The 25,375-nt window shown below is 69.3% G+C and carries 31 protein-coding genes; 15 read left to right on the top strand and 16 right to left on the bottom strand.

The window, feature by feature from the left end:
- Positions 1–11: 11 nt before the first annotated feature.
- Entirely contained in the window at positions 12–641 is a 630-nt protein-coding gene (locus tag ASC81_RS11545; RefSeq protein WP_369820852.1) for an HAD-IA family hydrolase, read from the bottom strand.
- Between the two features lie 119 nt (positions 642–760).
- Here ASC81_RS11545 and ASC81_RS11540 point away from each other — a divergent pair, with 119 nt between their 5' ends.
- On the top strand, positions 761–1,258 hold the full coding sequence (locus tag ASC81_RS11540) for a heme-binding protein (RefSeq protein ID WP_056266831.1): 498 nt from the start codon (positions 761–763) through the stop codon (positions 1,256–1,258).
- Here ASC81_RS11540 and alaC read toward each other — a convergent pair.
- Entirely contained in the window at positions 1,255–2,475 is a 1,221-nt protein-coding gene (alaC, locus tag ASC81_RS11535) for an alanine transaminase (protein ID WP_056266828.1), read from the bottom strand. The genes ASC81_RS11540 and alaC overlap by 4 nt on opposite strands.
- A gap of 90 nt (positions 2,476–2,565) precedes the next feature.
- On the opposite strand from alaC, the gene ASC81_RS11530 reads away from it, so the two are divergent.
- The 3 genes from ASC81_RS11530 to ASC81_RS11520 are packed head-to-tail and all read left to right on the top strand — an operon-like array spanning position 2,566 to position 5,066.
- Positions 2,566–3,243, top strand: coding sequence for an alpha/beta family hydrolase (locus ASC81_RS11530; protein ID WP_056266824.1), 678 nt, complete (start codon positions 2,566–2,568; stop codon positions 3,241–3,243).
- Between the two features lie 9 nt (positions 3,244–3,252).
- Entirely contained in the window at positions 3,253–4,161 is a 909-nt protein-coding gene (locus ASC81_RS11525) for a carbohydrate kinase family protein (protein ID WP_056266821.1), read from the top strand.
- On the top strand, positions 4,158–5,066 hold the full coding sequence (locus ASC81_RS11520; protein ID WP_056266818.1) for a pseudouridine-5'-phosphate glycosidase: 909 nt from the start codon (positions 4,158–4,160) through the stop codon (positions 5,064–5,066). The genes ASC81_RS11525 and ASC81_RS11520 overlap by 4 nt, the downstream gene beginning before the upstream one ends.
- On the opposite strand, the gene ASC81_RS11515 is transcribed toward ASC81_RS11520, so the two are convergent.
- From ASC81_RS11515 to ASC81_RS11505, 3 genes are read right to left on the bottom strand one after another with little or no spacing between them, the layout of a single operon-like run.
- Positions 5,067–5,540, bottom strand: a complete 474-nt coding sequence (locus tag ASC81_RS11515) for a low molecular weight protein-tyrosine-phosphatase (protein WP_056266815.1) — start codon at positions 5,538–5,540, stop codon at positions 5,067–5,069. It lies immediately after the preceding gene.
- 3 nt (positions 5,541–5,543) lie between these two features.
- Entirely contained in the window at positions 5,544–6,233 is a 690-nt protein-coding gene (gene rpe / locus ASC81_RS11510; protein ID WP_056266812.1) for a ribulose-phosphate 3-epimerase, read from the bottom strand.
- Positions 6,234–6,266: 33 nt separating this feature from the next.
- Positions 6,267–6,869, bottom strand: a complete 603-nt coding sequence (locus ASC81_RS11505) for a TetR/AcrR family transcriptional regulator (protein ID WP_056266809.1) — start codon at positions 6,867–6,869, stop codon at positions 6,267–6,269.
- Between the two features lie 146 nt (positions 6,870–7,015).
- Between ASC81_RS11505 and ASC81_RS11500 the strand changes: the two genes are divergently transcribed.
- The 3 genes from ASC81_RS11500 (at position 7,016) to ASC81_RS11490 (ending at position 9,397) form a co-directional block, all read left to right on the top strand.
- A complete protein-coding gene (locus ASC81_RS11500; protein ID WP_056266805.1) occupies positions 7,016–7,876 on the top strand; it encodes a fasciclin domain-containing protein in 861 nt (286 codons plus the stop codon).
- A gap of 86 nt (positions 7,877–7,962) precedes the next feature.
- Positions 7,963–8,892 (top strand): fasciclin domain-containing protein, encoded by a 930-nt coding sequence (locus tag ASC81_RS11495; RefSeq protein ID WP_056266803.1) that lies wholly within the window; start codon positions 7,963–7,965, stop codon positions 8,890–8,892.
- Between the two features lie 52 nt (positions 8,893–8,944).
- On the top strand, positions 8,945–9,397 hold the full coding sequence (locus tag ASC81_RS11490) for a fasciclin domain-containing protein (RefSeq protein ID WP_056266800.1): 453 nt from the start codon (positions 8,945–8,947) through the stop codon (positions 9,395–9,397).
- 165 nt (positions 9,398–9,562) lie between these two features.
- On the opposite strand, the gene ASC81_RS11485 is transcribed toward ASC81_RS11490, so the two are convergent.
- Positions 9,563–10,174 carry a DNA-3-methyladenine glycosylase I gene (locus ASC81_RS11485; RefSeq protein WP_056266797.1) on the bottom strand — a complete coding sequence of 204 codons (612 nt, stop codon included), beginning with the start codon at positions 10,172–10,174 and terminating at the stop codon, positions 9,563–9,565.
- A complete protein-coding gene (locus ASC81_RS11480) occupies positions 10,171–10,929 on the bottom strand; it encodes an ABC transporter substrate-binding protein (RefSeq protein WP_056266795.1) in 759 nt (252 codons plus the stop codon). Before ASC81_RS11480 ends, ASC81_RS11485 begins: the two co-directional genes overlap by 4 nt.
- A gap of 62 nt (positions 10,930–10,991) precedes the next feature.
- Here ASC81_RS11480 and apaG point away from each other — a divergent pair, with 62 nt between their 5' ends.
- The 3 genes from apaG (at position 10,992) to ASC81_RS11465 (ending at position 14,689) form a co-directional block, all read left to right on the top strand.
- Positions 10,992–11,366, top strand: a complete 375-nt coding sequence (apaG, locus tag ASC81_RS11475) for a Co2+/Mg2+ efflux protein ApaG (RefSeq protein ID WP_056266792.1) — start codon at positions 10,992–10,994, stop codon at positions 11,364–11,366.
- Between the two features lie 139 nt (positions 11,367–11,505).
- A complete protein-coding gene (locus ASC81_RS11470; RefSeq protein WP_056266789.1) occupies positions 11,506–13,479 on the top strand; it encodes a site-specific recombinase in 1,974 nt (657 codons plus the stop codon).
- Positions 13,480–13,585: 106 nt separating this feature from the next.
- Complete coding sequence (locus ASC81_RS11465; RefSeq protein WP_056266787.1) at positions 13,586–14,689, top strand: murein transglycosylase A; 1,104 nt, start codon at positions 13,586–13,588, stop codon at positions 14,687–14,689.
- Here the strand turns inward: ASC81_RS11465 and ASC81_RS11460 are convergent.
- Complete coding sequence (locus ASC81_RS11460) at positions 14,673–14,954, bottom strand: DUF427 domain-containing protein (protein WP_056266784.1); 282 nt, start codon at positions 14,952–14,954, stop codon at positions 14,673–14,675. The two genes, ASC81_RS11465 and ASC81_RS11460, sit on opposite strands and share 17 nt — an antisense overlap.
- A 26-nt stretch (positions 14,955–14,980) precedes the next feature.
- Between ASC81_RS11460 and ASC81_RS11455 the strand changes: the two genes are divergently transcribed.
- From ASC81_RS11455 to ASC81_RS11440, 4 genes are all read left to right on the top strand, one after another.
- Complete coding sequence (locus tag ASC81_RS11455) at positions 14,981–15,217, top strand: hypothetical protein (protein ID WP_156392009.1); 237 nt, start codon at positions 14,981–14,983, stop codon at positions 15,215–15,217.
- Positions 15,218–15,306: 89 nt separating this feature from the next.
- Positions 15,307–15,954 carry a glutathione S-transferase family protein gene (locus tag ASC81_RS11450; protein WP_056266780.1) on the top strand — a complete coding sequence of 216 codons (648 nt, stop codon included), beginning with the start codon at positions 15,307–15,309 and terminating at the stop codon, positions 15,952–15,954.
- Positions 15,955–15,958: 4 nt separating this feature from the next.
- Positions 15,959–16,180 (top strand): hypothetical protein, encoded by a 222-nt coding sequence (locus ASC81_RS11445; RefSeq protein ID WP_056266778.1) that lies wholly within the window; start codon positions 15,959–15,961, stop codon positions 16,178–16,180.
- Positions 16,181–16,189: 9 nt separating this feature from the next.
- Complete coding sequence (locus ASC81_RS11440; RefSeq protein ID WP_056266774.1) at positions 16,190–16,594, top strand: GFA family protein; 405 nt, start codon at positions 16,190–16,192, stop codon at positions 16,592–16,594.
- 10 nt (positions 16,595–16,604) lie between these two features.
- On the opposite strand, the gene ASC81_RS11435 is transcribed toward ASC81_RS11440, so the two are convergent.
- From ASC81_RS11435 to ASC81_RS11425, 4 genes are all read right to left on the bottom strand, one after another.
- Entirely contained in the window at positions 16,605–18,305 is a 1,701-nt protein-coding gene (locus tag ASC81_RS11435; protein ID WP_056266769.1) for an NAD(P)/FAD-dependent oxidoreductase, read from the bottom strand.
- Positions 18,306–18,390: 85 nt separating this feature from the next.
- On the bottom strand, positions 18,391–18,555 hold the full coding sequence (locus ASC81_RS27515; RefSeq protein ID WP_200946789.1) for a hypothetical protein: 165 nt from the start codon (positions 18,553–18,555) through the stop codon (positions 18,391–18,393).
- Positions 18,556–18,613: 58 nt separating this feature from the next.
- Complete coding sequence (locus ASC81_RS11430; protein ID WP_082536443.1) at positions 18,614–20,722, bottom strand: bifunctional diguanylate cyclase/phosphodiesterase; 2,109 nt, start codon at positions 20,720–20,722, stop codon at positions 18,614–18,616.
- A gap of 31 nt (positions 20,723–20,753) precedes the next feature.
- Complete coding sequence (locus tag ASC81_RS11425) at positions 20,754–21,122, bottom strand: methylglyoxal synthase (protein ID WP_056266762.1); 369 nt, start codon at positions 21,120–21,122, stop codon at positions 20,754–20,756.
- 197 nt (positions 21,123–21,319) lie between these two features.
- Here ASC81_RS11425 and ASC81_RS11420 point away from each other — a divergent pair, with 197 nt between their 5' ends.
- Positions 21,320–22,123 (top strand): isocitrate lyase/phosphoenolpyruvate mutase family protein, encoded by an 804-nt coding sequence (locus ASC81_RS11420; RefSeq protein WP_235533629.1) that lies wholly within the window; start codon positions 21,320–21,322, stop codon positions 22,121–22,123.
- Here ASC81_RS11420 and ASC81_RS11415 read toward each other — a convergent pair whose 3' ends face one another.
- From ASC81_RS11415 to ASC81_RS11400, 4 genes are all read right to left on the bottom strand, one after another.
- Complete coding sequence (locus ASC81_RS11415) at positions 22,124–22,747, bottom strand: hypothetical protein (RefSeq protein ID WP_056266757.1); 624 nt, start codon at positions 22,745–22,747, stop codon at positions 22,124–22,126.
- A gap of 10 nt (positions 22,748–22,757) precedes the next feature.
- Complete coding sequence (locus ASC81_RS11410; protein WP_200946827.1) at positions 22,758–23,645, bottom strand: EamA family transporter; 888 nt, start codon at positions 23,643–23,645, stop codon at positions 22,758–22,760.
- A gap of 21 nt (positions 23,646–23,666) precedes the next feature.
- A complete protein-coding gene (locus ASC81_RS11405; protein WP_056266754.1) occupies positions 23,667–24,776 on the bottom strand; it encodes a diguanylate cyclase in 1,110 nt (369 codons plus the stop codon).
- Between the two features lie 74 nt (positions 24,777–24,850).
- Entirely contained in the window at positions 24,851–25,348 is a 498-nt protein-coding gene (locus ASC81_RS11400; RefSeq protein ID WP_056266751.1) for an Lrp/AsnC family transcriptional regulator, read from the bottom strand.
- Positions 25,349–25,375 lie beyond the last annotated feature (27 nt).

The following is a 25,375-nucleotide window of genomic DNA, read 5'->3' as shown; positions in this document are numbered from 1 at the left end:
AAAGGGCCCCGTCAGCCGAGTCGAAGGTGGTCCAGCCGGTCCACATGCTGCAGGGCCGGCACGGCGCGGATGTCTTCACCGTGGTTGTAGCCATAGGTCACCAGGATCAACGGACAAGCCGCTGCGTGAGCGGCCTGGGCGTCATTGCGCGAGTCGCCCACCATCCAGGTGGCTGACGGTGGCGTGCCCAGCGCCTCGCAGGTCTTGAGCAGCGGCAGTGGGTCGGGCTTCTTGCGCGGGAAGTCGTCGCCGCCAAAGACGTGGCGGAAGTAGCCGTCCAGCCCCTTGCGGCGCAGCAGCTCGCGCGCCGGCGCGGCGGGCTTGTTGGTCAGCACGGCCAGGGGCAGGTCCATTGAGTGCAGCAGCTCCAGCCCTTCGATGACGCCCGGATAGACGGCCGCGTGCTCCCCGTTCACAGCCGCGTAGTGCTGTTGATAGAGCGCCCAGGCGCGGTCGAACTGCGCGGCTTCGCCCCCGGCCTCGGCCAGCGTCATGCGCACCAGGTGCTCGCCGCCGCGGCCGATGGTGTGCTCGATGAAATCGCGTGGCACGGCCGGCAAGCCCAGGTCGGCCAGCGTCAAGCCGAGCACGGCGACGAAGTCACCGAGGGTGTCGACGAGCGTGCCGTCCAGGTCAAGCATGCAGGCCTGCATGGGCGGTTGGAAGTGCGAGGAGGGCAAGGGCATTCGCTTGATCACGTCATGAAACCACGGCTCACTACTATCCGGCATCGGCCGTTCCGCAAGCTGCACACACACGCATGGACAAGAAACTGAAAGCCCCGCAGACCGCCGCCGCCTGTGCGGCACAGGAAGCTGCCCTCGTCTTCGACCGCCTCAACGCGGCGGACGCGATGGCCATCGGCCAGGCCATCCTCGCGCTGTCGCTGGAATGGTTTCCGGGCCGGCCCATCGCCATCCACATCGAGACGGAAACCCACCCGCTGTTCGTCTATTTCATGGACGGCACGACGGCCGGGAATGCCGACTGGGTCAACAAGAAAAAGAACGTCGCCCGCCGCTTCGGCCACAGCTCGTGGATGGTTCGGCAGCAGTTCATCGAGCGTGGCGTGGACTTCAACAAGGACACGGGGCTGGACCCGGAGCTGTTCCGCGCCGAGGGCGGCGCCGTGCCGCTGATGATCCGCGGCAAGGGGCGTGTGGGCATGCTGGTCGTCTCGGGCCTGGAAGGCTGGGAAGACCATGTGCTGGCGGTCGGCGGGCTGCAGCTGTGGCAAAGCCGGAACGTCGGTTCCTAGGCTTTCATCAGCCCATCCGCCTTGAACATCGCCTTGATCCCCCGCACCGCCTGGCGGATGCGCGACTCGTTCTCGATCAGCGCGAAGCGCACATGGCCGTCGCCGTGGTCGCCGAAGCCGATGCCGGGTGACACGCAGACCTTGGCCTTCTCCAGCAATTGCTTGGCGAACTCCAGCGAGCCGAGCTCCCGGTAGGGCTCGGGGATGCGCGCCCAGATGTACATGCTGGCCTTGGGGCAGTCCACTGCCCAGCCCGCTTCGATCAGGCCTTTGTAGAGCACGTCGCGGCGGCGCTGATAGCTCGCGGCGATGTCGTGCACGCACTGCTGATCGCCCTCCAGCGCCGCGATGGCGGCCACCTGCAGCGGCGTGAAGGTGCCGTAGTCGTGATAGCTCTTCATGCGCGCCAGCGCGGCGACGAGATCGGCATTGCCGACCATGAAGCCGACGCGCCAGCCGGCCATGTTGTAGCTCTTGCTGAGCGTGAAGAACTCGACCGCCACGTCCTTGGCGCCGGGCACCTGCATGATGGACGGCGCGACGAAGCCGTCGAAGACGATGTCGGCATAGGCGAGGTCGTGCACGACGAGGATGTCGTGCTTCTTCGCTAGCGCGATGACACGCTCGAAGAAGGCCAGCTCCACGCACTGCGCGGTCGGGTTCGACGGGAAGCCGAACACCATCATCTTGGGCTTGGGGTAGCTGCCGCGGATGGTCTTCTCCAGCTCGGCGAAGAAGTCGACCTCGCTGCTGACCGGGATGGCGCGGATGTCGGCGCCCGCGATGACGGCGCCATAGATGTGGATGGGGTAGCTCGGGTCGGGCACCAGCACGGTGTCGCCGCGGTCCAGCGTGGCCAGCATCAGGTGGGCCAGGCCCTCTTTGGAGCCGATGGTGACGATGGCCTCGTGATCGGGGTCGATGGCGACGCCATAGCGGCGCTGGTACCAGTGCGAAATCGCGCGGCGCAGTCGAGGGATGCCCTTGCTGGCCGAGTAGCCGTGCGTGTCGGGTCGTTGCGCAACTTCGGCGAGCTTGGCGACGATGTGCGGCGGCGTGGCCCCGTCGGGGTTGCCCATGCTCATGTCGATGATGTCTTCGCCGCGTCGGCGGGCCGCGAGCTTTAGCTCGGCGGTGATGTTGAAGACGTAGGGCGGGAGGCGGTCGATGCGCGCGAAACGGCGCTTGCCGCCGGAGGCGGAAGAGGAGGAAGTCATGTCGATGTACGTAAGCGCCCGGAACCGTCCGAGCGACGTGGGCGGCTTGGCGCCGCACCGCGGGCGACTCTAGCGCACTAAGCTCGCCCCATGAGCGAAGCGCAGCCCCTCAAGCTAAAGGTCGACGACGACACCGCCGTATCAGCGTTGTGGCTGGAACCGCAACGGCCGCGGGCGGCCTATGTGTTCGCCCACGGCGCCGGTGCCGGCATGCACCACAGCTTCATGGCGGCGCTGTCGCAGGCCCTGCACGGCGAGTCGGTCGCCACGCTGCGCTACCAGTTTCCCTACATGGAGCGCGGTTCCAAACGGCCTGACAGCCCCGCAGTCGCCCAAGCGGCGGTGCGCGGCGCCGTGGCGACCGCGCGCGACCGCCTGCCCGACACGCCGCTGTTCGCCGGCGGCAAGTCCTTTGGCGGCCGCATGACCTCGCAGGCCCAGGCCGCGGCGCCGATGCCCGGTGTGCGCGGGCTGATGTTCGTCGGCTTTCCGCTGCATCCGGCCGGCAAGCCGGGCATCGAGCGGGCCGCGCACCTGGATGACGTGCGGGTGCCGATGCTGTTCCTGCAGGGCACGCGGGATGAGCTGGCGGCGCTGGACTTGCTGGAGGGTGTCGTGCGGCGCCTGGGCGACCGGGCCGTGCTGCGTGTCGAGGACGACGCGGACCACGCCTTCCATGTGCGGGCGCGCAGCGGGCGAACGGATGCGCAGGTCGTGCAGGCATTGGCCGAGGCCATGGCCGAGTGGGCCGCAGGCCAGGCTTCCTAGAATCGGGCGATGAGCACATCTGCCGCCCCCATCGTCTGCATCGGCGGCCTCAACATCGACCGCAAGCTCAAGCTGCTGTCGAATTCCCTGCAGGGCTCGTCCAACCCCTGCGAATCACATGAGACGCCCGGCGGCGTCGTGCGCAACGTGGCCGAGAACCTGGCGCGCCTGGGCTTGCCCGTGGCCCTCGTCGCTGCCGTGGGCGACGACGCCGGCGGCCGCATGCTGCTGGAACATGCCGCCGCCGTCGGCATCGACACGCGCGCCGTCATCCGCCTGCGCCGCCACGCCAGCGACAGCTACACCGCCGTGCTGGCGCCCGACGGCAGCCTGGAACTCGGCCTGGCCTCGATGCCGCTGGTCGAAAGCCTGAACCCCTGGGCCCTGGAGGCCAGCAAGGCGCTGCGCGCTGGCGCCGCGCTGGTCGTCGCCGACGGCAACCTGCCCACCGACGCCTGGCCGCTGTTGCTCGGCGAAGCCCGCGCCAGCGGCATCCCGCTGGTGGGCGTGGCGGTGTCCGAGGCCAAGATGGAGCGCCTGCCGGAGCGACTGGACGGCCTGCACCTGCTCGTCATGAACATGGGCGAGCTGGCCACCATCGCCGCCGACGCCAACACGGCTTTCGACGCACTGCATGCGCGCGGCGTCGGCTGCGTGCTGGTCTCGAAGGGTGCCGACGGCCTGTTGCTCAGCGAGCGCGAGCATGCACCGCGCCATTGGCCGGCACCGCAGGTCCACGTTGTCGACGTGACCGGCGCGGGCGACGCGCTGTCGGCCGGCGTCTGCGCGGCGCTGCTGCGCGACTGCGACGACTTCGATGCCGCCGCCCGCCTGGGCCTGGATTTGGCGGCGCTGACGCTGCAGACCGAGGACAGCGTGCACGCCGAACTGAACCCGAGTTTTCTGGAAGACCGATGAACCCACTGATCCAACTCTCGCCCGAAGTGGCGGCCGCCCGTGCGCAGGGCCAGCCCATCGTGGCCCTGGAATCGACCATCATTGCCCACGGCATGCCCTGGCCGCAGAACCTGGAGACGGCGCGCGAGGTCGAGGACGTCATCCGCATCGAAGGCGCCGTGCCCGCCACCATTGCCGTCATCGGCGGCCGCATCCGCGTCGGACTGACCGATGCCGAGCTGCAGCAGCTGGCCCAGGCGCCCGACGCGATGAAGCTCAGCCGCCGCGACCTGCCGTTCGCCATCGCGACCGGCAAGCTCGGCGCGACCACGGTGGCTGCGACGATGATCTGCGCCCACCTGGCCGGCATCGAGGTCTTCGTGACCGGCGGCATCGGCGGCGTGCACCGCGGCGGCGCCGAAAGCTTCGACATCTCGGCCGACCTGCAGGAGCTGGCCCGCACGCCGGTCGCCGTCGTCTGTGCGGGTGCCAAGTCCATCCTCGACCTCGGCCTGACGCTGGAGTACCTGGAGACGCACGGCGTGCCGGTGCTGTCGGTCGGCCAGGACAACTTTGCTGCCTTCTTCACGCCCGACAGCGGGATGAAAGCCGACTTCCGCATGGACGATGCGGCCGAGCAGGCGCGCTTCATCCGCGCGAAGTGGACGCTGGGCCTGGACGGTGGCGTCGTCGTCAGCAACCCGGTGCCGGCCGCCCAGGCCATGCCGCGCGAGGAGATCGACGCGATCACGGCTCAGGCGCTGGCCGAGGCCGATGCCCAGGGCATCGTCGGCAAGGCGATCACGCCCTTCCTGCTGGCGCGCATCAAGGCGCTGACGGGCGGCCGAAGCCTGGCCACCAATATCGCGCTGGTCAAGCACAACGCGGTGGTGGGTGCGCGCCTGGCGCGCGCGCTGAAGGCCTGATCAGCCCAGCTTGAGCCGCCCCTCGCGGCTTTCGGCCAGCAGCCGCTGGGCGGCGCGTTCGAGCATGCCGATGACGACGTCAAAGCCGGCGACCGGGCCGAAGTAGGGGTCGGGCACGTCTTCGCCGGCCAGCTCGGGCACGAAGTCGGTCAGCAGCTGGATCCTGGCGTGGTGCTCGGGGGCCGCCTTCTTGCGCAGGGCATCGGCGTGCTCGGTCTCCATCACCAGCACGAGGTCGTACTGGCCGAAGTTTTCGGGCTGCACCCGCTGCGAGCGCCACTTGCGCTCGACGCTGTAGTTGTGGCGCGCCAGCGCCGCCGCGGCGCGCGCGTCCACCGGGCCGCCGCGGGGGTCGGCATGCACGCCGGCCGACGTGATGGTCTTGAACACGTCACCCAGCTTGGCCTTGAAGATGGCCTCGGCCATCGGCGAGCGGCAGATGTTGGCGGTGCAGACGAGCAGGATGGCGGCCATGGCTTAGCCTCTCGCAAGTTCTGTGCGCATCGCGTCGATGACCGCTTTGTAGTCGGGCTTGCCGAAGATGGCCGAGCCCGCGACGAAGGTGTCGGCGCCCGCCGCGGCGATCTCGCGGATGTTGTCCACCTTCACGCCGCCGTCGATCTCCAGGCGGATGTCGCGGCCGCTCTTGTCGATGATCTCGCGCACCTTCTTCAACTTGGACAGCGCGGACGGGATGAAGCTCTGCCCGCCGAAGCCCGGGTTCACGCTCATCAGCATGACGAGGTCCACCTTGTCGATGACCCACTCCAGCACGTCCAGCGGCGTGGCCGGGTTGAACACCAGGCCGGCCTGCTTGCCCTCGCCCTTGATCAACTGCAGCGTGCGATCCACATGGGCGCTGGCCTCGGGGTGGAAGGTCACCAGGTCCGCACCCGCGCGGCAGAAGGCCTGGGCCAGGCTGTCGACGGGCTGCACCATCAGGTGCACGTCCAGCAGCGCTGGCGAACCGTCGGGCTTGACCGCATGCTTGCGCAGCGCCTCGCAGATCATCGGCCCGAAGGTCAGGTTGGGCACGTAATGGTTGTCCATCACGTCGAAGTGGATCCAGTCGGCGCCGGCGGCAAGCACCGCCTTCACTTCCTCGCCCAGGCGGGCGAAATCTGCGGACAGCAGGCTGGGGGCAATGCGGTAGTCGGGGGCGGCCATGGCCGCGGATTCTAGGAGCGCGACCGGCGCCGGCTAGGCAGCCAGGCCCTTCAGCCACGTCTGCACCAGCCAGCCGACGATCTGCTCGTCACTGTGCGTGCCGCCGGCGCGCATGACCGCCAGCACCGGATCGCAGGCGCGGGCGAAGAGCGTGTAGAGCACCAGCTCGGGCGGCAGCGCGGCGTCGATATGGCGCTCGCGCTGGGCTTCGACGATCCAGCCGCCCAATTCGTCGGACAGCTGCATCAGCCTGTCCATGTAGGCCTTGTCCTGCGTGAGCGCTGCGCGCAGCGTCGAGTTCTGTGCCGGCAGCACCGGCATCTGGCCGGCAATCTGCTGCTCGTAGCACCAGCGCGCCACCGCCTCCAGACGCCCCAAGGCATTCAACGGCAGCGCGCGCAAGCGTGCCAGCTCGTCCAGCGCCCGGTCCAGCACGCGCACCATCGCCGCGGCGGCCAGCTCTTCCTTGGACGTGAAGTGCTTGTAGAGGCTGGCCTTGGCGATGCCGACATCGGCCACCACGGCGTCCACCGTCATGGCCTCGAAGCCTCTCTCGGCAAGCAGTCGGTCCACGGAGGCAATGATGGCCTCCTCGCGTGCCAGCAGCACCTGTTCACGGAAGCGGGGGCGAGTCATGTGGCCAATTGTAAAACCGGCGCAGGCATCTCCGCACTGTTTGGTATGCATAAGCCTGATGCATTCGCAAAATAAACCACATGGTTGACGGAATGAACTGATAAGTTCATATTTAAGCCTGTTGAGTTTTTTGCGAGGTCTGCGCCATGCTGGACTGGTTGCAACTGTTGAATCCCGTGCGACATCGTCACCTGCTGCCCCCGGGCGCTGCCGGTGCGTCGCCGCTGCCGTCCGCGCAGTGGCTGGCGCCGGTGCTGGCCGCCGCGCGGTTGCAAGGCCCGGGGTTGGCGGCGGGCGGATTGACGCTGCTGGCGCCCAGTGACGAGGCCTTGCGCGAGGCGGGCGTGGTGCCGGGCGAGCTGCCGCGCAACGAGCTGCAGCACTGGCTGCTGCGTCACCTCAGCGTGGACGACGCGCGCAGCGGCGGCCTGCTGCAGATGCTGGACGGCCAGTTGCTGCGACCGGGAGAAGCGCCGCGGCAGTGGCGTGACAGCGCCGGCCGGGTGGTGCGCCAGGTCGGCCGGGCTGGCGAGCAGGCCGGGCTGCGGGTGCAGGTGGTCGACCGAGCGCTTCAGCCCGTTGTCGCCACGCTGTGGGATCGCATCGCGGCCGACCCCAGCCGGCGGCGCTTTGCCACGGCGCTTGAATACACCGGCCTGGCCGCGCTGCTGAACTGCAATGGGCCGTTCACCGTGCTGGCGCCGTCGTCCCGCGGGCTGGCACGAGCCGCCGCGCGGCTCGGCCTCAGCCCTGCCGCCTTGTGGGCTGACCGGGCCCTGCTGACCCGGCTGCTGTCGCGCCATCTGCTGCCGGGGCGCCTGCCGAGCAGTGAACTGCCATGGAGCGGCGCGATGCACACGCTGGCCGGGCAGACGCTTCAGTGGAGCGCCCTGGGCCTGCTGCGCAGCGGTGACCTGCTGCTGCCGCTGGCGCCGGGCAGCGACCTGAGCTGCAGCAACGGCGTGCTGCATTGCCTGGACGAGGTGCTGCTACCGCCCGACGACTGAGCAGCCCCTTTTCCCATTCCCCACCGATGTCTTGTCAGCGCGCCCAGCGGGGTGTGCTGGTTTCACTCACCCCGAAAGGAGACGAAATGAGTTTGCAAACCTTGTGGCGCGGTCTCGCCGCCGCCTTGCTCGCAGGTGTTCTGGCCGGCTGTGGCGGCAGCGACCCCGAGCCGACCGTGGTCGAGGTCGCCCAGAACGACAGCCGTTTCAGCATCCTCGCCGAGGCGGTGGTGGCGGCCGATCTGGCCGGCCCGCTGTCCGAGGCGGGGCCCTTCACCGTGTTGGCACCAACGGACGTCGCCTTCGCGGCACTGCTGACCGAACTCGGTGTCAGCAAGGCCCAGCTGCTGGCCGACAAGCCGCTGCTGCGCACGGTGCTGCAGTACCACGTGCTGGGTGCCAGCGTGCCGCAGGCCTCGGTGCCACTCGGCAAGCCGATCACGCCGCTGCAGGGCGGCATCTTCAAGGTCGACAAGGTCGGCAATGACCTCGTCGTCACCGATGGCCGCAACCGCCAGGCGCGCATCACGGGCACCGACATCATGGCCCGCAACGGCATCATCCATGTCGTCGACCGCGTGCTGCTGCCGGCCAACCTCAACATCGTGCAGACCGCGCAGGCCGTGCCCGACCTCAGCATCCTGGTCGAGGCCGTCGTCGCCGCCGATCTCGTCAGCACGCTCAGCGGCACCGGCCCGTTCACCGTCTTCGCGCCCACGAACAGCGCGTTCGCGAAGCTGCTCACCGAACTGGGCGTCACCAAGCAACAGCTGCTTGCCAACAAGCCGCTGCTGACCCAGGTGCTGACCTACCACGTGCTGCCGTCCCGCGTGCTGAAGGCCGACGTGCCGGTGGGAGCAGCGATCACGACCGTGCAGGGCCAGACCTTCACCGTTGACGCCACGCTCGCCATCACCGATGCCCGCGGCCGCAAGTCCGCCATCACGGCCACCGACGTGCTGACCAGCAATGGCGTTGTCCATCTCATCGACACCGTGATCCTGCCCCGCCCCTGATCGGGCTTTTCTACCCATCCCCCCGTTCCCCAACCCTCCCTAGGAGCTTTCCATGAAGAAACTGATCGCCGTGAGCCTGCTCTCCCTGACCGCCCTGGCCGCCCAAGCCAAGGACATCGTCGATACCGCCGTTGGCGCAGGCAACTTCAAGACCCTCGCCACCGCGCTGCAAGCGGCCGGTCTGGTGGACACGCTCAAGGGCCCCGGCCCGTTCACCGTCTTCGCGCCCACGGATGCCGCCTTCGCCAAGGTGCCCAAGGCCGACCTCGACGCGCTGCTGAAGGACAAGGCCAAGCTGACCGCCGTGCTGACCTACCACGTCGTGCCGGGCAAGGTCATGGCCAAGGACGTCAAGGCCGGCAAGGTCAAGACCGTTCAGGGCAGTGAGCTGACCGTGTCGACCAGCGGCGGTGTCATGGTCGACAACGCCAAGGTGACGGCCACCGACATCGCCGCCGACAACGGCGTCATTCACGTGATCGACAGCGTCATCATGCCGAAGTGAGGCCCCTCGCCCAGTCGCGCCACGCTGAACGCGGGCGCGCCTGGTCGATCCCCCGAGGGGATGGCGATGCTTGCGGCATCGAGCCGCAAGCACATCGCCGTACGGGCCGGCTTGGGAGCGGCCCGGCGCTCGGCCCGAAGCCGCGGCGCACCCTTGGAGTGACATTCAACGCGGGCGTGTGAAGGCGTCCCGCGCTTTCTGCGCTTCGGCCCAGTGGTGGCAGCCCGGCTGGTGGTCGTTGATCAGGCCCATGGCCTGCATCAGGGCATGCATGGTCGTCGGGCCGACAAACTTCCAGCCGCGCTTCTTCAGGTCCTTGGACAGGGCCTCGGAGGGCGCCGACTGCGACAGGTTGTGTGCGATGGAGTTCTTCGGCGGCTCGAAGCGCCACAGGTAGGCCGCCAGCGACCCCTCGGCCGCCACCAGCTCCACACAGCGCGCCGCGTTGTGGATGGCGGCCTCGATCTTGCCGCGGTGGCGCACGATGCCGGCGTCCAGCAGCAGGCGGTTCACATCGGCTTGGCCAAATCCCGCCACGCGGTTGTAGTCAAAGCCGGCAAAGGCCGCGCGGAAGGCTCCGCGCTTGTTCAGGATGGTCCGCCACGACAGGCCGCTCTGGAAGCCCTCCAGGCATAACTTCTCGAACAAGCGGAAGTCATCGGCCACCGGCCGGCCCCATTCCTCGTCGTGATAACGCAGATACGTCTCGTCGCCTGGTGCGGCGGCGCACCAGGCGCAGCGCGGTCGGCCGTCCGGGGGCAGGTACAGGGGTTTCATGGTGAGCGGTATTTCTCGGCCAGCTGCCGCAAAGTGCCGTCGCGTTCCAGCCGGCGCAGTGCCTGCGTCAGCCGTTCTTCATGCGCAGCCGGCAGGTCGGCGCGCAGCGCCAGGTATTGCGGCTCCTCGTGGAAGACCGTGCGGCCGAACTTCAGTTTGTCGCCGAGCCGGTTGTCGTTGACATGACGCAGCAGGTTGATGTCCTGGCCGTAGATGGCATCGGCGCGGCCCAGCGTCAGCATCTGCAGCGCCTCGCGCTCCGAGCCCACCTCGGCAATGGACACCCCGCCGGCGACGAGCCGGCGCGCCAATGCGGTGCCGCGCATGACCAGCACGCGCTTGTCGCGGCTGGCGGCGGCCAGATCTGGCAGGGCGTCGAAGTGGCGCGCATCCTCGGCGCGCTGCAGGACGACATGGCGGATGGTGTACAGCGGCACTGGGGCATAGCGCCACTGCTTCTCGCGCTCGGGCGACTTCAGCAGGCAGAAGAAGGCATCGACCAGCCCCTCGGCCAGCAGGCGCTCCACGCGCTTCAAGGGCACCTGCTGATTCAGCCCCGTGAAACGCAGGCCTGGGTCGAGCCGCTCGACAGCACGCAGCACTTCCATGCACAGGCCCGGCCGCGCCGCGCCGCCGTCGGGGTCGTATTTGACCGTTGAGCCGCTCTGCTGGGCGGTGCGCAGATGCAGTTCCTGCGCTGTTGCGGCCGCCGCAAGGCTCAAAAGCCCGCTCAGCAGCCAGAGACCGCGGAGCACTTAGGATCAGACTTCCCAAAAAACATGCGGCGAGCATAGCTTTCGGCGCCGAAAATCACCTGATGGCGAACCCCCGTTTCAGTTGCAGCGTTGTCGTGCAGGCCCTGCCCGAGCAGACCCATCTCGAGCAAGGCCTGTATGCGTTCAGCTACACCGTCACCATCGAGAACACCGGCGACGTGCTGGGCCAGTTGATCGGCCGGCACTGGGAGATCACCGATGCGCGCGGCCAGCTGCAGGTTGTCGACGGCCTGGCCGTCGTCGGCCACCAGCCGGTGCTGGCGCCCGGGCAGAGCTTCCAGTACAGCTCCTGGGCCCAGATCGGCACGCCGCAAGGCACGATGCGCGGTCGCTTCCTGTGCGTCACCGAGGCCTGCGACATCTTCTTCACCGACGTCGACGAGTTCCTCCTGGCCGACAGCGCCAGTTTGCATTGAAGCCCCTCGCCCAAGGCCTACCTTGGTCGGTCCCCCGAGGGGACGGCGATGCTTGCCGGCTCGACCGACAAGCACATCGCCAGGACGGGCCGGCTTGGGAGCGGCCCGGCGCTCGGCCCGAAAGAGTCAAGGACCGGAATTGACCAGTCGCAGTTGGGACCTCACCGCGCTGCTGAACGCGGCCGACCCGCAGGCGCAGCTGGCTGAGCGCAACCTGTGGCTGGTGCGCCTGCTCGAATGGCTGCGGCATGCGCCGCGTGAGGAGGCCGTCAAGGCACTCGGCACCCCGCGGCCCATCGTCCGCCTCAAGCACCTGCTGAATGTGCTGGAGCGCCACCCCGAGCACGCCGCGGCGTTTGCCGGTGTCATCGGCGGCGTCTGGAACGATGTCGACGCGGTCGCGCTGTTTGCCGAGGTCGGCTTTGCGCCGCGCATGGCGCTGTGGAGCGAATTCCTCGGCCGCCTGCGCCGCCGCCTGCTGCCGGCCACCACCGACACGCGCGACCTCGCGGAACTGTTCGAGCTGCTCTTCGGCGATGAGACCGACGAGGACTGGATCGCCGCCATCGACGATGAGCTGCTGGCCCGGCTGAGCCTGCTGTTCTCGACCGCGCCCGACGGCGGCTGGCGCGTCGAGATGCGCGCCGCGGTCACCGTGCTCGTCAGCAGCGTGCATGCGGTGGGGCTGTCCGGCTCACTGCGTGTGCGCATGGACGAGCTGACGCTGCAGGACCGGCCCTTTCACAAGCTGCCCGCCGCCTGGGAGGCCGTCGAGCGCGCGCTGACGGGCGACCCCGCCGGCCTGGCGCCGGCCATGCAGTACCTGCACGCGTTGCTGGACCGCTGCCGCGCCGCCGCGCAGACGGTGCCGGCGCATCTGGAAGCGCATGGCGTGTCGGTCGACCTGATGTTCTCGGTGGAGCAGCTGGGCGCGCGGCTGGACCGCATCGAGGCGCTGCTGGCCTGCCTGCTGTCCAGGCAGCCGCAACGCGAGCTGCTGCGGCTCATTGCCGGCCTGGTGCGCGTGGTGCACGAGCGGCGCAGCCTGCGCACGCTGTTCGCACGCCATTACTCGCTGCTGGCGCGCAAGGTGGCCGAGCGCAGCGCCGAGACCGGCGAGCACTACATCACCCGCAGCCGCAGCGAGTACGGCGACATGATCAGGCGCGCGGCCGGCGGCGGGGCCGTGCTGGCCGGCACCACCTTCCTGAAGTTCGCCATCGCGCTGCTGGGCTTCACGGCCTTCTGGGGCGGTTTCTGGGCCGGCGTCAACTACGCGTCTTGCTTCGTCCTCATCCATCTGCTGCACTGGACGGTGGCGACCAAGCAGCCGGCCATGACGGCGCCGGCCATGGCCGACCGGCTGCTCTACATCGACCGGGATGACGGCGTGGTCGGCTTCGTCGACGAGGTGACCCATCTCGTGCGCTCGCAGGTTGCCGGCGTCATCGGCAACCTCAGCGTCGTCGCGCCGCTGGTGCTGGCCGTGCAGGGGCTGTGCTGGTTCGCCTTCGGCATGCCGCTGGTCGGCGAGCGGGAGGCCGAGTACGTGCTGGACTCGCTCAGCCTGTTCGGCCCCTCGCTGCTGTTCGCAGCCTTCACCGGCACGCTGCTGTTCGCATCCAGCCTGATCGCGGGTTGGGTGGAGAACTGGTTCGTCTTCCATCGCCTGGACAGCGCCATCGCCTGGAATCCGCGCATCGTCGGTACCGTCGGCCAGGCGCGCGCGCGCGCCTGGTCGCATTGGTGGCGGGCCAACATCTCCGGGCTGACGGCCAATATCAGCCTCGGCCTGATGCTGGGCCTGGCGCCGCCGCTGCTCGGCTTCATCGGCCTGGACCTGGATGTGCGCCACGTGACGCTCGCGACCGGTCAGCTCGCTGCGGCCGTGGGTGCGCTCGGTGTCGGCGTCATGGCGACCTGGGCCTTCTGGTCCTGCGTGCTGTGCATCCTCGGCATCGGCATGCTCAACGTCGGCGTCAGCTTCTTCTGCGCCTTCAAGGTCGCGATGCGCTCGCGCGGCGTTCGCCTGGCCGATCGCAAGCGCGTCTACGCGGCCATCCGCGCGCGGCTGCGGCGCCAGCCGATGAGCTTTTTGGTGCCGCGCCGTTGATCAGTCGTCCTTGCGCTCGCCCTTCTTGCGGCCCGAGAACATGGTCCACCAGACGATGAACACGAGGATCGCAAGCGCGCCGAGGGCTTCGAGCAGGAGGAGGAGCATGGGTCTGTGGGCGCGGGGTGGGCTGGCGGTGATTCTAGGAAGCCTGGCGGCCTGCTCCTCGCCGCCACTGCAGCCGCCCAGTCCTTCTCCCGACCCGGCAGTCACGGCCGCTTCGCCGAAGGCCGCGGCGCGCTGGGTCGCCGTTGGCTGGCAGGACCTGCCGGGCTGGGGCAGCGACGATCTGCTCGCCGCCTGGCCGGCCTTGCTGGCCAGTTGCCAGCGCCCCGCGCCCGGCTGGGCGGAGTTCTGCGCACGTGTGGCGCTGCAGCCACCTGCCGATGCGATGGAGGCGGCGCTGCTGCTGATGAAGCATCTGCGCCCGTGGCGGCTGCAAACCGACAACGGCGAAGCGACGGGCCTGCTGACGGGCTATTTCGAGCCCCAGCTCGCCGCCAGCCGGCAGCGCCAGGGCGCCTATCAATGGCCGCTGCATGCGCTGCCGGCTGACCCCGTGCTGCGGCGCATGCCGCGCCGCGACATCGACGCGCATCCGCGCTTCGCCGCGCTGGAGCTCGCCTATCTCGATGATCCTTTCGCGCTGCTGCAACTGCAGATCCAGGGCTCGGGCCGCCTGGTCGTGCGCGATGCTGCGGGCGCCGAGCGCATCACCCGCGTCGCCTTCGCCGGTCACAACGACCAGCCGTTCCAATCCGTCGCCCGCACGCTGCTGGGCCGCGGCGAACTGCGCGACGCCAGTTGGCCGGCGCTGAGTGAGTGGGCGCGCCGCAACCCGGCCAAGGTGCGCGATGCGCTGGCCGTCAACCCGCGCGTCGTCTACTTTCGCGAGGAGGCCCTGCCGGACGTCACGGTGGGGCCACGCGGCGCCCAGGGTGTGCCGCTGACACCGGGCCGCTCCGTTGCTGTCGACCGCTCTTTCATTCCGTTAGGCGCGCCGCTCTGGCTGGACAGCACCGAGCCGCTGTCCCCCACGCCGCTGCGCCGGCTGGTTCTGGCGCAGGACACCGGCGGCGCCATCCTGGGCGCGGTGCGCGCCGACCTGTTCTGGGGCTGGAGCGACGAGGCCGCGCTACAGGCCGGGCGCACCAAGCAGCCGTTGCGGCTGTGGGCGCTTTGGCCCGCAGGCGCTATTCCGAAACCTTGACGCCCTTCCAGAAGGCGTAGCGCCCCTTGATCTCCGCGGCCGCCGGCAGCGGGTCGGCGTAGTACCAGACCGCGTCGGTATTCATCTCGCCATTGACGAACAGGCTCAGGTACTGCGCCTGGCCCTTCCAGGGGCAGCCGCTGCGGTGGTTGGAGAAGGTCGTGTACTCCTTCTTCAACGACTCGGCCGGGAAGTAGTGGTTGCCCTCCACCACCACCGTGTCGTCGCTCTCGGCGATGGTCACGCCGTTCCAGACTGCTTTCATCTCGGGTCTCCGCGAAAATGGGTTGGATGCGACGCTATCACTCCCACCTCGGCCGCGACATCGTCGTCACCGGCGGCAGCGCCCGGGATCTTGAACCCGGCCAGTTCGGCGTCCTTGCCATCGACGGCGGCGCGGGCGGCTGGTCGGTCGTGCACAAGGGCCCGGGCGGCGACGTGGACGAACTCAACAACGAGATGCATTTCGAGACGCCGGAAGAAGCGCTGGCCTTTGCGAAGGAGTTGATCGGGCTGCTCGGTGGCTGACTTCGCGCCGGGCCACGAAAAGTGGGACACCCGCGACAACGCCCCTTTGACGCGTTAGGCTTTCGAGGTCCTCCCGACCGGAACCGCGCATGACTGCCCCGCTCCATTCGCTGACCCTCTACGGTGCCGAGGCCTCCGGTGCCGTCGCCATCGAAGCCGCATTGACGCTGCTGGGCCTGCCCTACACGCTGATCGAAGGCGCCACCTGGGCCGAGGAGGCCGCGCGGGACCGCGTGGCCACGAGCAACCCGATGCGCCAGATCCCGACGCTGGTCATGCCCGACGGCGAGATCATGACCGAGAGCGCGGCGATCCTGATCTACCTCGGCGACCTGGACCCGGCGGCAGGCCTTGCACCGGCGCCCACCGACCCGCTGCGGCGGCAGTTCCTGCGCTGGATGCTCTATGTGTCGTCGGCCATCTACGCGTTGCACTGGATCAAGCCGGACGTGAAGCGCATTGGCGCGCCGGAGACCTGCCGCGACACCGTCATCGAGGCCCTGCACGAGCGCATCGCCTTCTGCTGGGCCAACATGGATGAGCAACTCAACCCCGGCGACTACCTGCTGGGGGACGAGTTGACCGTGCTTGACCTTTACGTGGCCGTCGTCTCCCGCTTCGGGCCGTGGCGCGAACGCTTTCACGAAGTGGCGCCGCGCATGACGCCGGCGGTGCATCGCGTGGACAACGACCCGCGACTCGCGGCCCTGTGGGCCTCGCGCTTTCCGGAGGACTGAGCTGATGAAGTCCGAACGCTTCAACATCTTCGGTGGCCTCTTCGACATCGAGCGCAGCGGCGGCGGCTGGTCGGTGCTCGCGGTGGGCAACGATGGCAAGCGCGCACCCGCCCACTTCGTGATCCCGGAGTTCGTGGCCGACGATGAACTGGAACAGTTCCTGTTCGACCTGTTTCATGAACAGGCGGGCTACAAGAAGGGCGGGATCTTTCGGGTGCAGCGGTAGGGCGGCCAAATGCGCATCCACGCTAGCTGCCACTGCGGCGCCATCCGCTACGAAGCGACGGTCGATCCGCAGCGAACCGGCCTGTGCCATTGCACCGACTGCCAGCGGCTGACCGGCTCGGCCTACCGCGTGTCGGTGCCGGCGGTGGACGGCTCGTTCCGGCTGCTGTCCGGCGAGCCGCGCGTCTACGTGAAGCGGGGCGACGCCGGAACGCGCCGGGCGCAGGCGTTCTGCCCGAACTGCGGCTCGCCGCTCTACACCTGGGACGCCGACCATCCCGGCGTGGGGCTGGGCTTGCGTGTCGGCTGCATCGACGAGCGCGAGGCGCTGGTGCCTCGCCAGCAGAAGTGGTGCAGATCGGCGCTGCGCTGGACGCAGAACCTGGCAGGCCTGCCGAGCGCCGACGGCGAATGACCGTGCACGGTCACACTTGCCCGCCCGCCTTTGAGCCCTTGCCCTGCAGCACCGGCGCATCCGGCATGCCCAACAAATCCGCCGCCAGCGCCTCGGCCACCTCGATGCCGTCGACACCGGCGCTCATGATCCCGCCCGCATAACCCGCGCCCTCGCCGGCCGGGAACAGCCCGCGCACGTTGACACTCTGGTAGTCCCTCCCGCGGTTGATGCGCAGCGGGGATGACGTGCGCGTCTCCACGCCGGTCAGCACTGCGTCCGGCCGGTCGAAGCCGCGGATCTGGCGGGCGAAGGCGGGCAACGCTTCGCGGATCGCCTCCAGGCAGTAGGGTGGCAGCGAGCCATTCCCCTTCTGCTGCAGGTCGGTCAGCGACACGCCGGGCTTGTAGCTCGGCAGCACGTCGCCGAATTCCTTGCTGACCTGGCGCTTGATGAAGTCACCGACCAGCGAGCCGGGCGCCAGGTAGCCACCGCCGCCCAGCTCGTAGGCGCGGCTCTCCCAGAGGCGCTGGAAGGCCATGCCGTCCAGCGGGTTCACCGGGCTGCCGTCGCGCTTGCCGTCCTGGCGGTAGTCCTCGGGCGTCAGGCCGACGACGATGCCGGCGTTGGCATTGCGCTCGTTGCGCGAGTACTGGCTCATGCCGTTGGTGACGACGCGGTTCTCCTCGCTCGTCGCCGCCACCACGGTGCCGCCGGGGCACATGCAGAAGCTGTACACCGCGCGGCCGTTCTTGGCGTGGTGGACGAGCTTGTAGTCGGCCGCCCCCAGGATCTTGTTGCCGGCATGCGCGCCGAAGCGGGCCGCGTCGATCAGGCTCTGCGGATGCTCGATGCGGTAGCCGATGGAGAACGGCTTGGCCTCCATATGCACGCCGCGGGCATGCAGCATCTGGAAGGTGTCGCGCGCGCTGTGGCCTAGCGCGATGACGACGTGGGTTGTGTCGATCTGCTCGCCGGATTCCAGCGTCACGCCGCGCACGGCGCCGTCCTCGATGAGGAGGTCGGCCATCTTCTGCTGGAAGCGGATCTCGCCGCCCAGCGCCTCGATGTCGGCGCGCATCTTGATGATCATGCTGACCAGCCGGAAAGTGCCGATGTGCGGCTTGCTGACGTAAAGGATCTCGTCCGGCGCGCCGGCCTTGACGAACTCAGTCAGCACCTTGCGCGTCAGGTGGCGCGGGTCGGTGATCTGGCTCCACAGCTTGCCGTCGGAGAAGGTGCCAGCGCCGCCTTCGCCGAACTGAACATTGCTCTCGGGGTGCAGCTTGCGCTCACGCCACAGCCCCCAGGTGTCCTGCGTGCGCTCGCGCACCGCCTTGCCGCGTTCCAGCACGATGGGCCTCAAGCCCATCTGCGCAAGGATCAGCGCGGCGAACAGGCCGCAAGGGCCGAAGCCGACGACGACCGGGCGCGGGCCGGTGAACTCGCCGACCTGCGCGAGGAAGCGATAGCCGGTGTCAGGGGTCGGGCGGACTTGGTGGTCGCCGGCGAAGCGCGCCAGCACGGCGGCTTCGTCCACGCCCTCGGCGAGCGCGCAGTCGAGCGTATAGACGAGCTGGATGTCGCTGCGCTTGCGGGCGTCGTAGCCGCGGCGGAAGACGTGGACGGCGCTCAGCTCGGCGTCGGCCAGCTTGAGCCGCGCCAGCACAGCGGGGCGCAGCGCGTCTTCGGCGTGGGCCAGCGGCAAGCGGAGTTCAGTGATGCGAATCATGATTTGGTCGATATCTAGCCGACAAAAACAAACAGGCCCCGCGGGGCCTGTTGATGGTGAACCTTCAGGCGTTCGGCCTGAAAGATCAGCCCGAATGCGGGCGCTTGCCCGGGTTCTTCTTGGAGCGGGTGTGGGCACCGCGCTCCAGGCTGCGCAGCTGGCCCTTGGGGGCCGTGAACGTCACGCCCTTGGGGGCTTCGGGACGGGGGGAGGCGCGGCGGTCCGCTTCGGTGATGATTTTGTTGCCCATGAGTGGCTCCAGTGAAACTTAGCCCACAGCAGGGGCAAAACGACGAAAGGCGCGGATTTTAGCCTGTGCGGCCAAGCCAGCCCTCAAATTCGGGCAGATCCATCGGTCGGGCGAGCAGATAGCCCTGGATCAGGTCACAGCCGCAGGCCTCGATGACGGCCAGTTCGGCGGCGTTCTCGACGCCCTCGGCCGTCACCGTCAGGCCCAGCCCCTGGCCAACGCCGACGATGGATTTCAGCAGGGCCTGGCGGCGCGGGTCGGCGTCCACATCCTGGATGAAGCTGCGGTCGATCTTGAGCTCGTCCACCGGCAGGTGCTGCAGATAGGCCAGCGACGATTGGCCGGTGCCGAAGTCGTCGATGGCCAGGCGCACGCCCCAGGTCTTGAGCGCATGCAGCACGGCGATGGGGTCGGTGCCGCTGGACATCAGGCCGGTCTCGGTCACCTCCAGCTGCAGCTGGCCGGGGTCGACGCGGTATTCGGCCAGCAGTGCCGCCAGGCGGGCAGGCAGGGTCTGGTCCTGCAGGTCCAGCGTCGAGATGTTGACGGCGATGCACAGCGGCTCGCGACCTTCCGCCTCCCAGGCGGCCAGCGTGCGCACGGCGCGGGCCAGCATCCAGTCGGTGATCTGGCGGATGCGGCCGCTGCGCTCGGCAAACGGGATGAAGTCGCCCGGCGGCAGCCAGCCGCGCTGCGGGTGATGCCAGCGCACCAGCGCCTCGGCGCCGGAGATGCGGCCGGTCCTCAGGTCGCGCTTGGGTTGCAGGAACTGGCGCAGCTGGTCCTGCTGGATGGCGGTCGCCAGGTCGGACAGCAGGCTCAGATGTAGCGCGCGGGCGGCCTCGGCCCCGGGGTTGTAGACAGCCACCGCCTGGCGCAGCCGCTTGGCCTCGAACATCGCCTGCTCGGCGCGGCGCAGCAGGGCCTCGGTGTCGGCGGCGTGCTCGGGCCAATGGGCCACGCCCAGCGACACCGACAGGTCCAGCGACTGACCTTGCCAGCTCAGCTTGTGCTCGACTTCTTCGCGCAGCTGGGCAGCCAGCGCGGCACCGTGGTCCAGGCGCAGCACCGGCGCGAGCGCGGCAAAGGTGCCGCCGGCCAGGCGCCCATAGGCGGCGACGCCTTCGAACAGCCCCGCGAGCTTGGTCGCCGCGCCGCGCAGCAGCGCGTCGCCGGCGTCAAAACCCAGCACGCCGTTGACGGCCTTGAGGCGGTCGACGTCGATGCAGATCAGCACGGCGAGCCGTTCGCCCTCCGGCAGGTTGGCCAGCAGCCGGTCGCCGTCGGCGATGAAGCGGGCGCGCTGGGGCAGGCCCGTCAGCAGGTCGACGTCGGCCAGGCGCCGCAGTTGGGCCTCGCGCTCGCCGACGGCCGCGGCCATCGTGTTCATCGCGCTGGCCATGTGGCCCAGCTCGTCGGATGAATCGACCTTGATCCGGTGGCCGTACTGGCCCTGGGCGATCAGCTCGGCACCGTCCTCGGCACGCTTGAGCGGGTTGATGATGGAGCGCGTGACACCCACGGCCAGCAGCGCGCCGGCAACCAGGGCGCCGACGCACAGCGCCAGCACGCCGGTGCGGTCGACTTCGAGCTGGTCGCGCAGCTCGCGGGCCTGGGCGGTGCCGGCGCGCTCCTCGCTCGCGGCCAGCTGGTGGATGGCGCTGACGAACAGCGACAGCGCCGACTCGGTGTCGCTGCCCAGCAGCGCCCGGGCGGCCTCGAAATCGTCACTCTCGATGAGGTTGCGCACGTCGACATAGCTGGCGCGGTAGTCGGTCAGACGCAAGCGGACCTCGGCCAGCCGCTCTGCGCGCGGGCCCGGGGGCAGCACCATGGCCAGGCGCTGCATGGCGTCGTCGAGCCGGTTGTTGGCCGATGCGATCTCGGGGTAGGCGGCCACGCGCAGTTCGGCGTCGGGGCTCATCAGCACGAGCAGCTTGCGCGCCACCGCCTCGGCGTTGCGGTTGATCTCGTTGACAGAGTCGCGGATGACGGCCTGGTCGTCGACGATGCGGTTCAGTGCGTCGGAAAGGCCGTTGAGCCGGTGTACCGACAGGACTGCCAGCCCGATCAGCAGCAACAGCAGCAGCGCGAAGGCCAGCCCCAGGCGGGTGCGGATGCGCAAGCGCCGTGACAGGCTGCGCACAGGCGCCGCGGCGTCAGTCATTGACGACAGGCTCCCTGGCACAGCGCCAGGTTCACTCAGCGCTCCAGCGCGTCAGCAGCAGCCGCGCCGTGGCCACGTTGGTGGCGCAGGGCACGTCGTGCACGTCGCAGGCGCGCACCAATGCATTGATGTCGGGTTCGTGAGGCTGCGGGGTCATCGGGTCGCGCAGGAAGATGACGCCGTCCAGCTCGCCCACCGCCAGCCGCGCGCCGATCTGCAGGTCGCCGCCCAGCGGCCCGCTCAGCATGCGCTCGATGACGAGGTCATGCGCGGCGCTGAGGCGTGTGCCGGTGGTGCCGGTGGCGATCAGCTGGCAACGGCGCAGCAGGGGCAGGAAGTCGGCGGCGAGGGCGATCATGTCGTCCTTCTTGCCGTCGTGGGCGATCAAGGCGAGTTTCATCGAGCGGGCTGCTTTGCAAAGCGATCACGTTACACGCAGTGCGTGCGGCGAAGTGCGAAGAACTGCGCAGTTACGGGCCCTGAGTGGCTCGCGCACACAGGCTGTCACCGATCAGCTTGCAAAAACTGCTCACTGCCACGCGCTGACAGCAGATGCGCGGCAGGATAGGCGTCCCCGAAACCCCGTCACGTCCGGCCATGAACTTCCGCCAGCTCCACCAAGGCCCTGAACTCCTGAAGATCGCCAACGTCTGGGACGCCGGCAGCGCCGTGCTCGTGCAGGCGCTGGGCGTGCCGGCCCTGGCCACGACCAGCGCCGGCCTGGCCTGGGCGCTGGGCTATGCCGACGGCAACCACCTGCCCATCGACGAGCATGCTGCCGCCATCCGGCGCATCGCCCGCGTCGCCCGCGTGCCGTTGAGTGCCGACAGCGAGGCCGGCTACAGCGAAGACCCGGCCACAGCGGCCGACAACGTCATGCGGCTTGTCGATGCGGGGGCGGTTGGCATCAACCTCGAAGACGGCGCCGGCGCGCCCGCCCTGCTGTGCCGCAAGATCGAGGCGATCAAGACGGCGGCAGCCAAGGCCGGCGTCGACGTGTTCATCAACGCGCGCTGCGATGTCTACCTGCGCAACTTGGCCCCCGGCCGCGCGGTCGAGGAGGTGCTGCTGCGCGCGCGGGACTATTTGGCTGCCGGCGCCGACGGCCTGTTTGCGGCCGGGGTGACGACGGTGGCCGACATCGAGGCGCTGGTGGCCGGCCAGCCGCTGCCGCTGAACGTGATGGCGCGGCCGACCCTGCCGAGCCTGGACGAACTGCAGCGCCTGGGCGTGCGCCGCGTCAGTGCCGGCAGTGCCATTGCCGAGGCGGCCTGGGGCCGGGCGCAGCGGGCCGCGGCCGGGTTTGTGCAGCAGGGCACGGGCGCGGACCTGTTCGACGGCGCGGCGCCCTATCCGCAGATCAACGCGGCGTTGAGCGCTGCGAATCCGGCGCAAGCCTGATCAAGGCTGAACGGACACCCGCAGCTGCAGCTCGCGCTCGGGTTGGCCGACCGCGTCACGGCTGCTGACGGTGCCGCGCTGCCCCGCCGGCTCTGCCGCGCCACCACGGCGCGCGACGGTCTGCCAGCGATCCAGCGGCAGGTCCAGCGTGGACTGGAACTCGCCGCCGTCCTTGGCGACGCTGAACTCGACCCGCACCGGCGCGCGACCGCCCGGCCAGGTCGGCTTGACGGCGAAGCTCTCCGCGGCACGGCGCTCGCGCGGCTGCGGGTTGACGTAGACACCGCGCACCGTGCCGGTGGGGGCGACCTCGACGACCGGGTCCACCCATTGCAGCGGTTCGCGCGTCGTCAGCCGCATGCTGGCGCGCTGCCCGTTGTGCACCTGCAGCCGAAGGCCCGGCTCGGGCGCCGCCTGCGCCGTGGACGTGACGACGCCGGGCCCGCGCGGCGACACGGCGCCGGCCGTGCCGACGACGACGGCGCCATCGCGCACCGCGGCCTGGGCAGCGGCCGGCAGCTGGCTGTCCACCCAGCGCAGCTCGACCAGCAGCTGCACGGCGGGCGGTGCTGCAGCGGCGGGCAGGGCAAGCAGGCTCAGCAAAAGCAGGCAGCAGCGCTTCATGCGCCCGAGCTTAGTCCCGCTCGGCGACTCGTCTCATCTGCAAAAGCCGCGGTCCGAACAGGTTGATCGCCAGACCGGCCATCACCAGCGCCGCCGCCGTCAGCTTCCAGCCCGGCAGCGACTCGGCCAGCAGCAGGCTGCTGGCCCCCATGCCGAAGATGGGCACCAACAGCGCCATCGGCACGATGCGCGCGGCCGGATGGCGCGCCAGCAGCCAGCTCCAGCAGCCATAACCGAACAATGTGTTCGCAAAGCTCTGCCACAGCACCGCGGCCCAGGTGCCTGCGTCAGCGGCGGCCAGCCCGGTGCTGATGCGCGCCGGCCCGTCCACCACCAGGGCCAGCACCAGCAGCGGCGGCACCGCGAAGGCGCTGCTCCAGACGACATAGGCCAGCATGTTCACCTTGCCGGCGCGCTTGCCGACGATGTTGCCGCAGGCCCAGGAAAAGGCAGCGGCCAGCACCATCGCCAGGCCCAGCGGGGACGTCGCGCCGTCAGTGTGAAAGACGATGACGGCGATGCCGGCAACCGCCAGCACCAGGCCCAGCCACTGGCTCGGCAGCACGCGTTCGTTGGCCAGCCAGACGGCCAGCAGCAGCGTGAAGAACACCTGGGTCTGGATGACCAGCGAGGCCAGCCCCGGCGAGATCTCGCTGCGCATCGCCAGGTAGAGCAAGCCGAACTGGCCGACCGCGACGAAACCGCCATAGCCCGCCAAGTTGCGCCAGCCTACCGCCGGCCGCGCCAGGAAGAAGCAGGCCGGCACGAAGGCGATGGCAAAGCGCAGCACCGCCAGCGTCATTGGCGGCAGCACATCCAGCGCGACCTTGATGACGACGAAGTTGCTGCCCCAGATCGCCACGACGGCCAGCGCGAGCAGGAAGTGACGCAGCGGCAGGGTGGCAGTCATGCGGCGCATTCAGTCGATACAGACGCGGTTGCGCCCTTCAGCTTTGGCCTTGTAGAGCAGCCGGTCGGCGCGCTCCAGCGTCTGCGCCAGCGTTTCGCCGCGGCGGTGGCCGGTCAGGCCGATGGAGACGGTGACCGACACCTTGGCGCCGCCGACGTCGACCTGCAGCGCGGCGGTGTGCTCGCGCAATCTCTCCATGCCGCCCAGCGCCGGCGGCATGGCCGTGTCGGGCATCAGCACGAGGAACTCCTCGCCGCCCCAACGGGCCAGCACATCGGTGCCGCGCATGGCCGCCTGGCCCGCCTGGGCGAAGGCGCGCAGCACCGCGTCGCCTGCCGCGTGGCCGTGCAGATCGTTGACGCGCTTGAAATGGTCAAGGTCGGCGAGGGCGATGCAGAAGTCGTGGTGGTGGCGCAGCGAGCGCAGCAGCTCCTGGTCCATCAGCGCCTGCACCTGGCGGCGGTTGGGCAGGCCGGTCAGCTCGTCGCGCGTGGCGATGGCCTGCAGCTGCGCCAGCGCCCGGCCGAGTTCCTCGCGCTGCTGGGACAGGCGGCGGCGGATCAAGCTCAGCCGCGCCGTCAGCACCGCGACGGCAGGCAGCATGCAGGCCAGCATGACGAAATGGCCGATCTCCACCGCGGGCGGGTAGGCGTCGGGACGCAGCCAGGCCATGGTGGCCATGACCAGGCTGAACATCGCCAGCGCGAACAGGCTCAGCGCATAGGCCTTGCGGGCGCGCAGCTGGAACATGCCGAACATGAGGATCAGCGTCAGCACCGGGAACACCATGCCGCGCAGCGGCCCCGCCTGCGCATAGCCCAGCGCCGCGGCGCTGATCGCGAAGGCGATCTGCTGGCTGGTCAGCGAGGGGTCGCGAAAGCGCAGCGACCAGCCGCTGCGGATGGCGCCATACGCGACAGCCATGCCGCCCAGCGACACGACCGTCCAGGCCCACAACAGGCCGCGCCCGCTGCCGCCAAAAAGGTGCACCGCGTAATGCAGCATGACGATGCTGATGAGCATCAGCGCCGTCGCCAGCGAGGTCTGGCGCAGCCTCAACCGCTGCGCGGGTTCGGTGCCCAGCCAGAGATCGCCGAGCCGTTGGAAATGCGACTTCACCGCGCAAGCCTAACGCGGCTTTCACCGCCAGTCAGGCTGTTGCCCCAGCGCGCCGCGATCTTGTTCACGCCCGTTCAGCCACCCAGGTGGCCCAGCGGCAGCACGCCACTGGCCTTGACCTCGCCGAGCGAGAAGCTGGTGTGGATGTCCTTCACGTTGGGCAGGTTCAGCAGCGTGTCGATGGAAAAGCGTGAGAAGGCATCGAGATCGGTCGCCATGACCTGCAGCTCGAAGGTGCCGGCGCCCGAGATGTAGTGGCAGGCGATGACCTCGGGCAGCTGGCGGATGGCGTCTTCCAGCGGCTTGGTGGCGGCGCCCGCGCTGCGCTCGGCGTCCACGCGCACGAAGGCGAGCACGCCCAGGCCGAGCTTGCGGCGGTCGATCTCGGCGCGGTAGCCGGTGATGTAGCCCTGGTCCTCCAGCCACTTCACGCGCCGCCACGTCGGGGCCGCCGACAGGCCGATGCGCTGGGCCAGCTCGGCGTTGGACAGGCGGGCGTCGGCCTGCAGCTCGGCCAGGATGGCGATGTGGTGGCGGTCGAGGGCATCGGAGGTGGCGTCTTCAGAACTCATGGTTTGCCCTGATCGTGAAAGTGGCGA

This window comes from Pelomonas sp. Root405 (assembly GCF_001425165.1).
In the GTDB taxonomy this organism is placed as follows: domain Bacteria; phylum Pseudomonadota; class Gammaproteobacteria; order Burkholderiales; family Burkholderiaceae_C; genus Pelomonas.
This window is presented reverse-complemented; position numbering and strand designations above follow the sequence as displayed.

Bases quoted from the DNA above. Each gene is read 5' to 3' on its own strand.
- ASC81_RS11545 (WP_369820852.1), bottom strand. From the start codon at position 641: ATGCTTGACCTGGACGGCACGCTCGTCGACACCCTCGGTGACTTCGTC.
- ASC81_RS11540 (WP_056266831.1), top strand. From the start codon at position 761: ATGGACAAGAAACTGAAAGCCCCGCAGACCGCCGCCGCCTGTGCGGCA.
- alaC (WP_056266828.1), bottom strand. From the start codon at position 2,475: ATGACTTCCTCCTCTTCCGCCTCCGGCGGCAAGCGCCGTTTCGCGCGC.
- ASC81_RS11530 (WP_056266824.1), top strand. From the start codon at position 2,566: ATGAGCGAAGCGCAGCCCCTCAAGCTAAAGGTCGACGACGACACCGCC.
- ASC81_RS11525 (WP_056266821.1), top strand. From the start codon at position 3,253: ATGAGCACATCTGCCGCCCCCATCGTCTGCATCGGCGGCCTCAACATC.
- ASC81_RS11520 (WP_056266818.1), top strand. From the start codon at position 4,158: ATGAACCCACTGATCCAACTCTCGCCCGAAGTGGCGGCCGCCCGTGCG.
- ASC81_RS11515 (WP_056266815.1), bottom strand. From the start codon at position 5,540: ATGGCCGCCATCCTGCTCGTCTGCACCGCCAACATCTGCCGCTCGCCG.
- rpe (WP_056266812.1), bottom strand. From the start codon at position 6,233: ATGGCCGCCCCCGACTACCGCATTGCCCCCAGCCTGCTGTCCGCAGAT.
- ASC81_RS11505 (WP_056266809.1), bottom strand. From the start codon at position 6,869: ATGACTCGCCCCCGCTTCCGTGAACAGGTGCTGCTGGCACGCGAGGAG.
- ASC81_RS11500 (WP_056266805.1), top strand. From the start codon at position 7,016: ATGCTGGACTGGTTGCAACTGTTGAATCCCGTGCGACATCGTCACCTG.
- ASC81_RS11495 (WP_056266803.1), top strand. From the start codon at position 7,963: ATGAGTTTGCAAACCTTGTGGCGCGGTCTCGCCGCCGCCTTGCTCGCA.
- ASC81_RS11490 (WP_056266800.1), top strand. From the start codon at position 8,945: ATGAAGAAACTGATCGCCGTGAGCCTGCTCTCCCTGACCGCCCTGGCC.
- ASC81_RS11485 (WP_056266797.1), bottom strand. From the start codon at position 10,174: ATGAAACCCCTGTACCTGCCCCCGGACGGCCGACCGCGCTGCGCCTGG.
- apaG (WP_056266792.1), top strand. From the start codon at position 10,992: ATGGCGAACCCCCGTTTCAGTTGCAGCGTTGTCGTGCAGGCCCTGCCC.
- ASC81_RS11465 (WP_056266787.1), top strand. From the start codon at position 13,586: ATGGGTCTGTGGGCGCGGGGTGGGCTGGCGGTGATTCTAGGAAGCCTG.
- ASC81_RS11460 (WP_056266784.1), bottom strand. From the start codon at position 14,954: ATGAAAGCAGTCTGGAACGGCGTGACCATCGCCGAGAGCGACGACACG.
- ASC81_RS11455 (WP_156392009.1), top strand. From the start codon at position 14,981: ATGCGACGCTATCACTCCCACCTCGGCCGCGACATCGTCGTCACCGGC.
- ASC81_RS11450 (WP_056266780.1), top strand. From the start codon at position 15,307: ATGACTGCCCCGCTCCATTCGCTGACCCTCTACGGTGCCGAGGCCTCC.
- ASC81_RS11445 (WP_056266778.1), top strand. From the start codon at position 15,959: ATGAAGTCCGAACGCTTCAACATCTTCGGTGGCCTCTTCGACATCGAG.
- ASC81_RS11440 (WP_056266774.1), top strand. From the start codon at position 16,190: ATGCGCATCCACGCTAGCTGCCACTGCGGCGCCATCCGCTACGAAGCG.
- ASC81_RS11435 (WP_056266769.1), bottom strand. From the start codon at position 18,305: ATGATTCGCATCACTGAACTCCGCTTGCCGCTGGCCCACGCCGAAGAC.
- ASC81_RS27515 (WP_200946789.1), bottom strand. From the start codon at position 18,555: ATGGGCAACAAAATCATCACCGAAGCGGACCGCCGCGCCTCCCCCCGT.
- ASC81_RS11430 (WP_082536443.1), bottom strand. From the start codon at position 20,722: ATGACTGACGCCGCGGCGCCTGTGCGCAGCCTGTCACGGCGCTTGCGC.
- ASC81_RS11425 (WP_056266762.1), bottom strand. From the start codon at position 21,122: ATGAAACTCGCCTTGATCGCCCACGACGGCAAGAAGGACGACATGATC.
- ASC81_RS11420 (WP_235533629.1), top strand. From the start codon at position 21,320: ATGAACTTCCGCCAGCTCCACCAAGGCCCTGAACTCCTGAAGATCGCC.
- ASC81_RS11415 (WP_056266757.1), bottom strand. From the start codon at position 22,747: ATGAAGCGCTGCTGCCTGCTTTTGCTGAGCCTGCTTGCCCTGCCCGCC.
- ASC81_RS11400 (WP_056266751.1), bottom strand. From the start codon at position 25,348: ATGAGTTCTGAAGACGCCACCTCCGATGCCCTCGACCGCCACCACATC.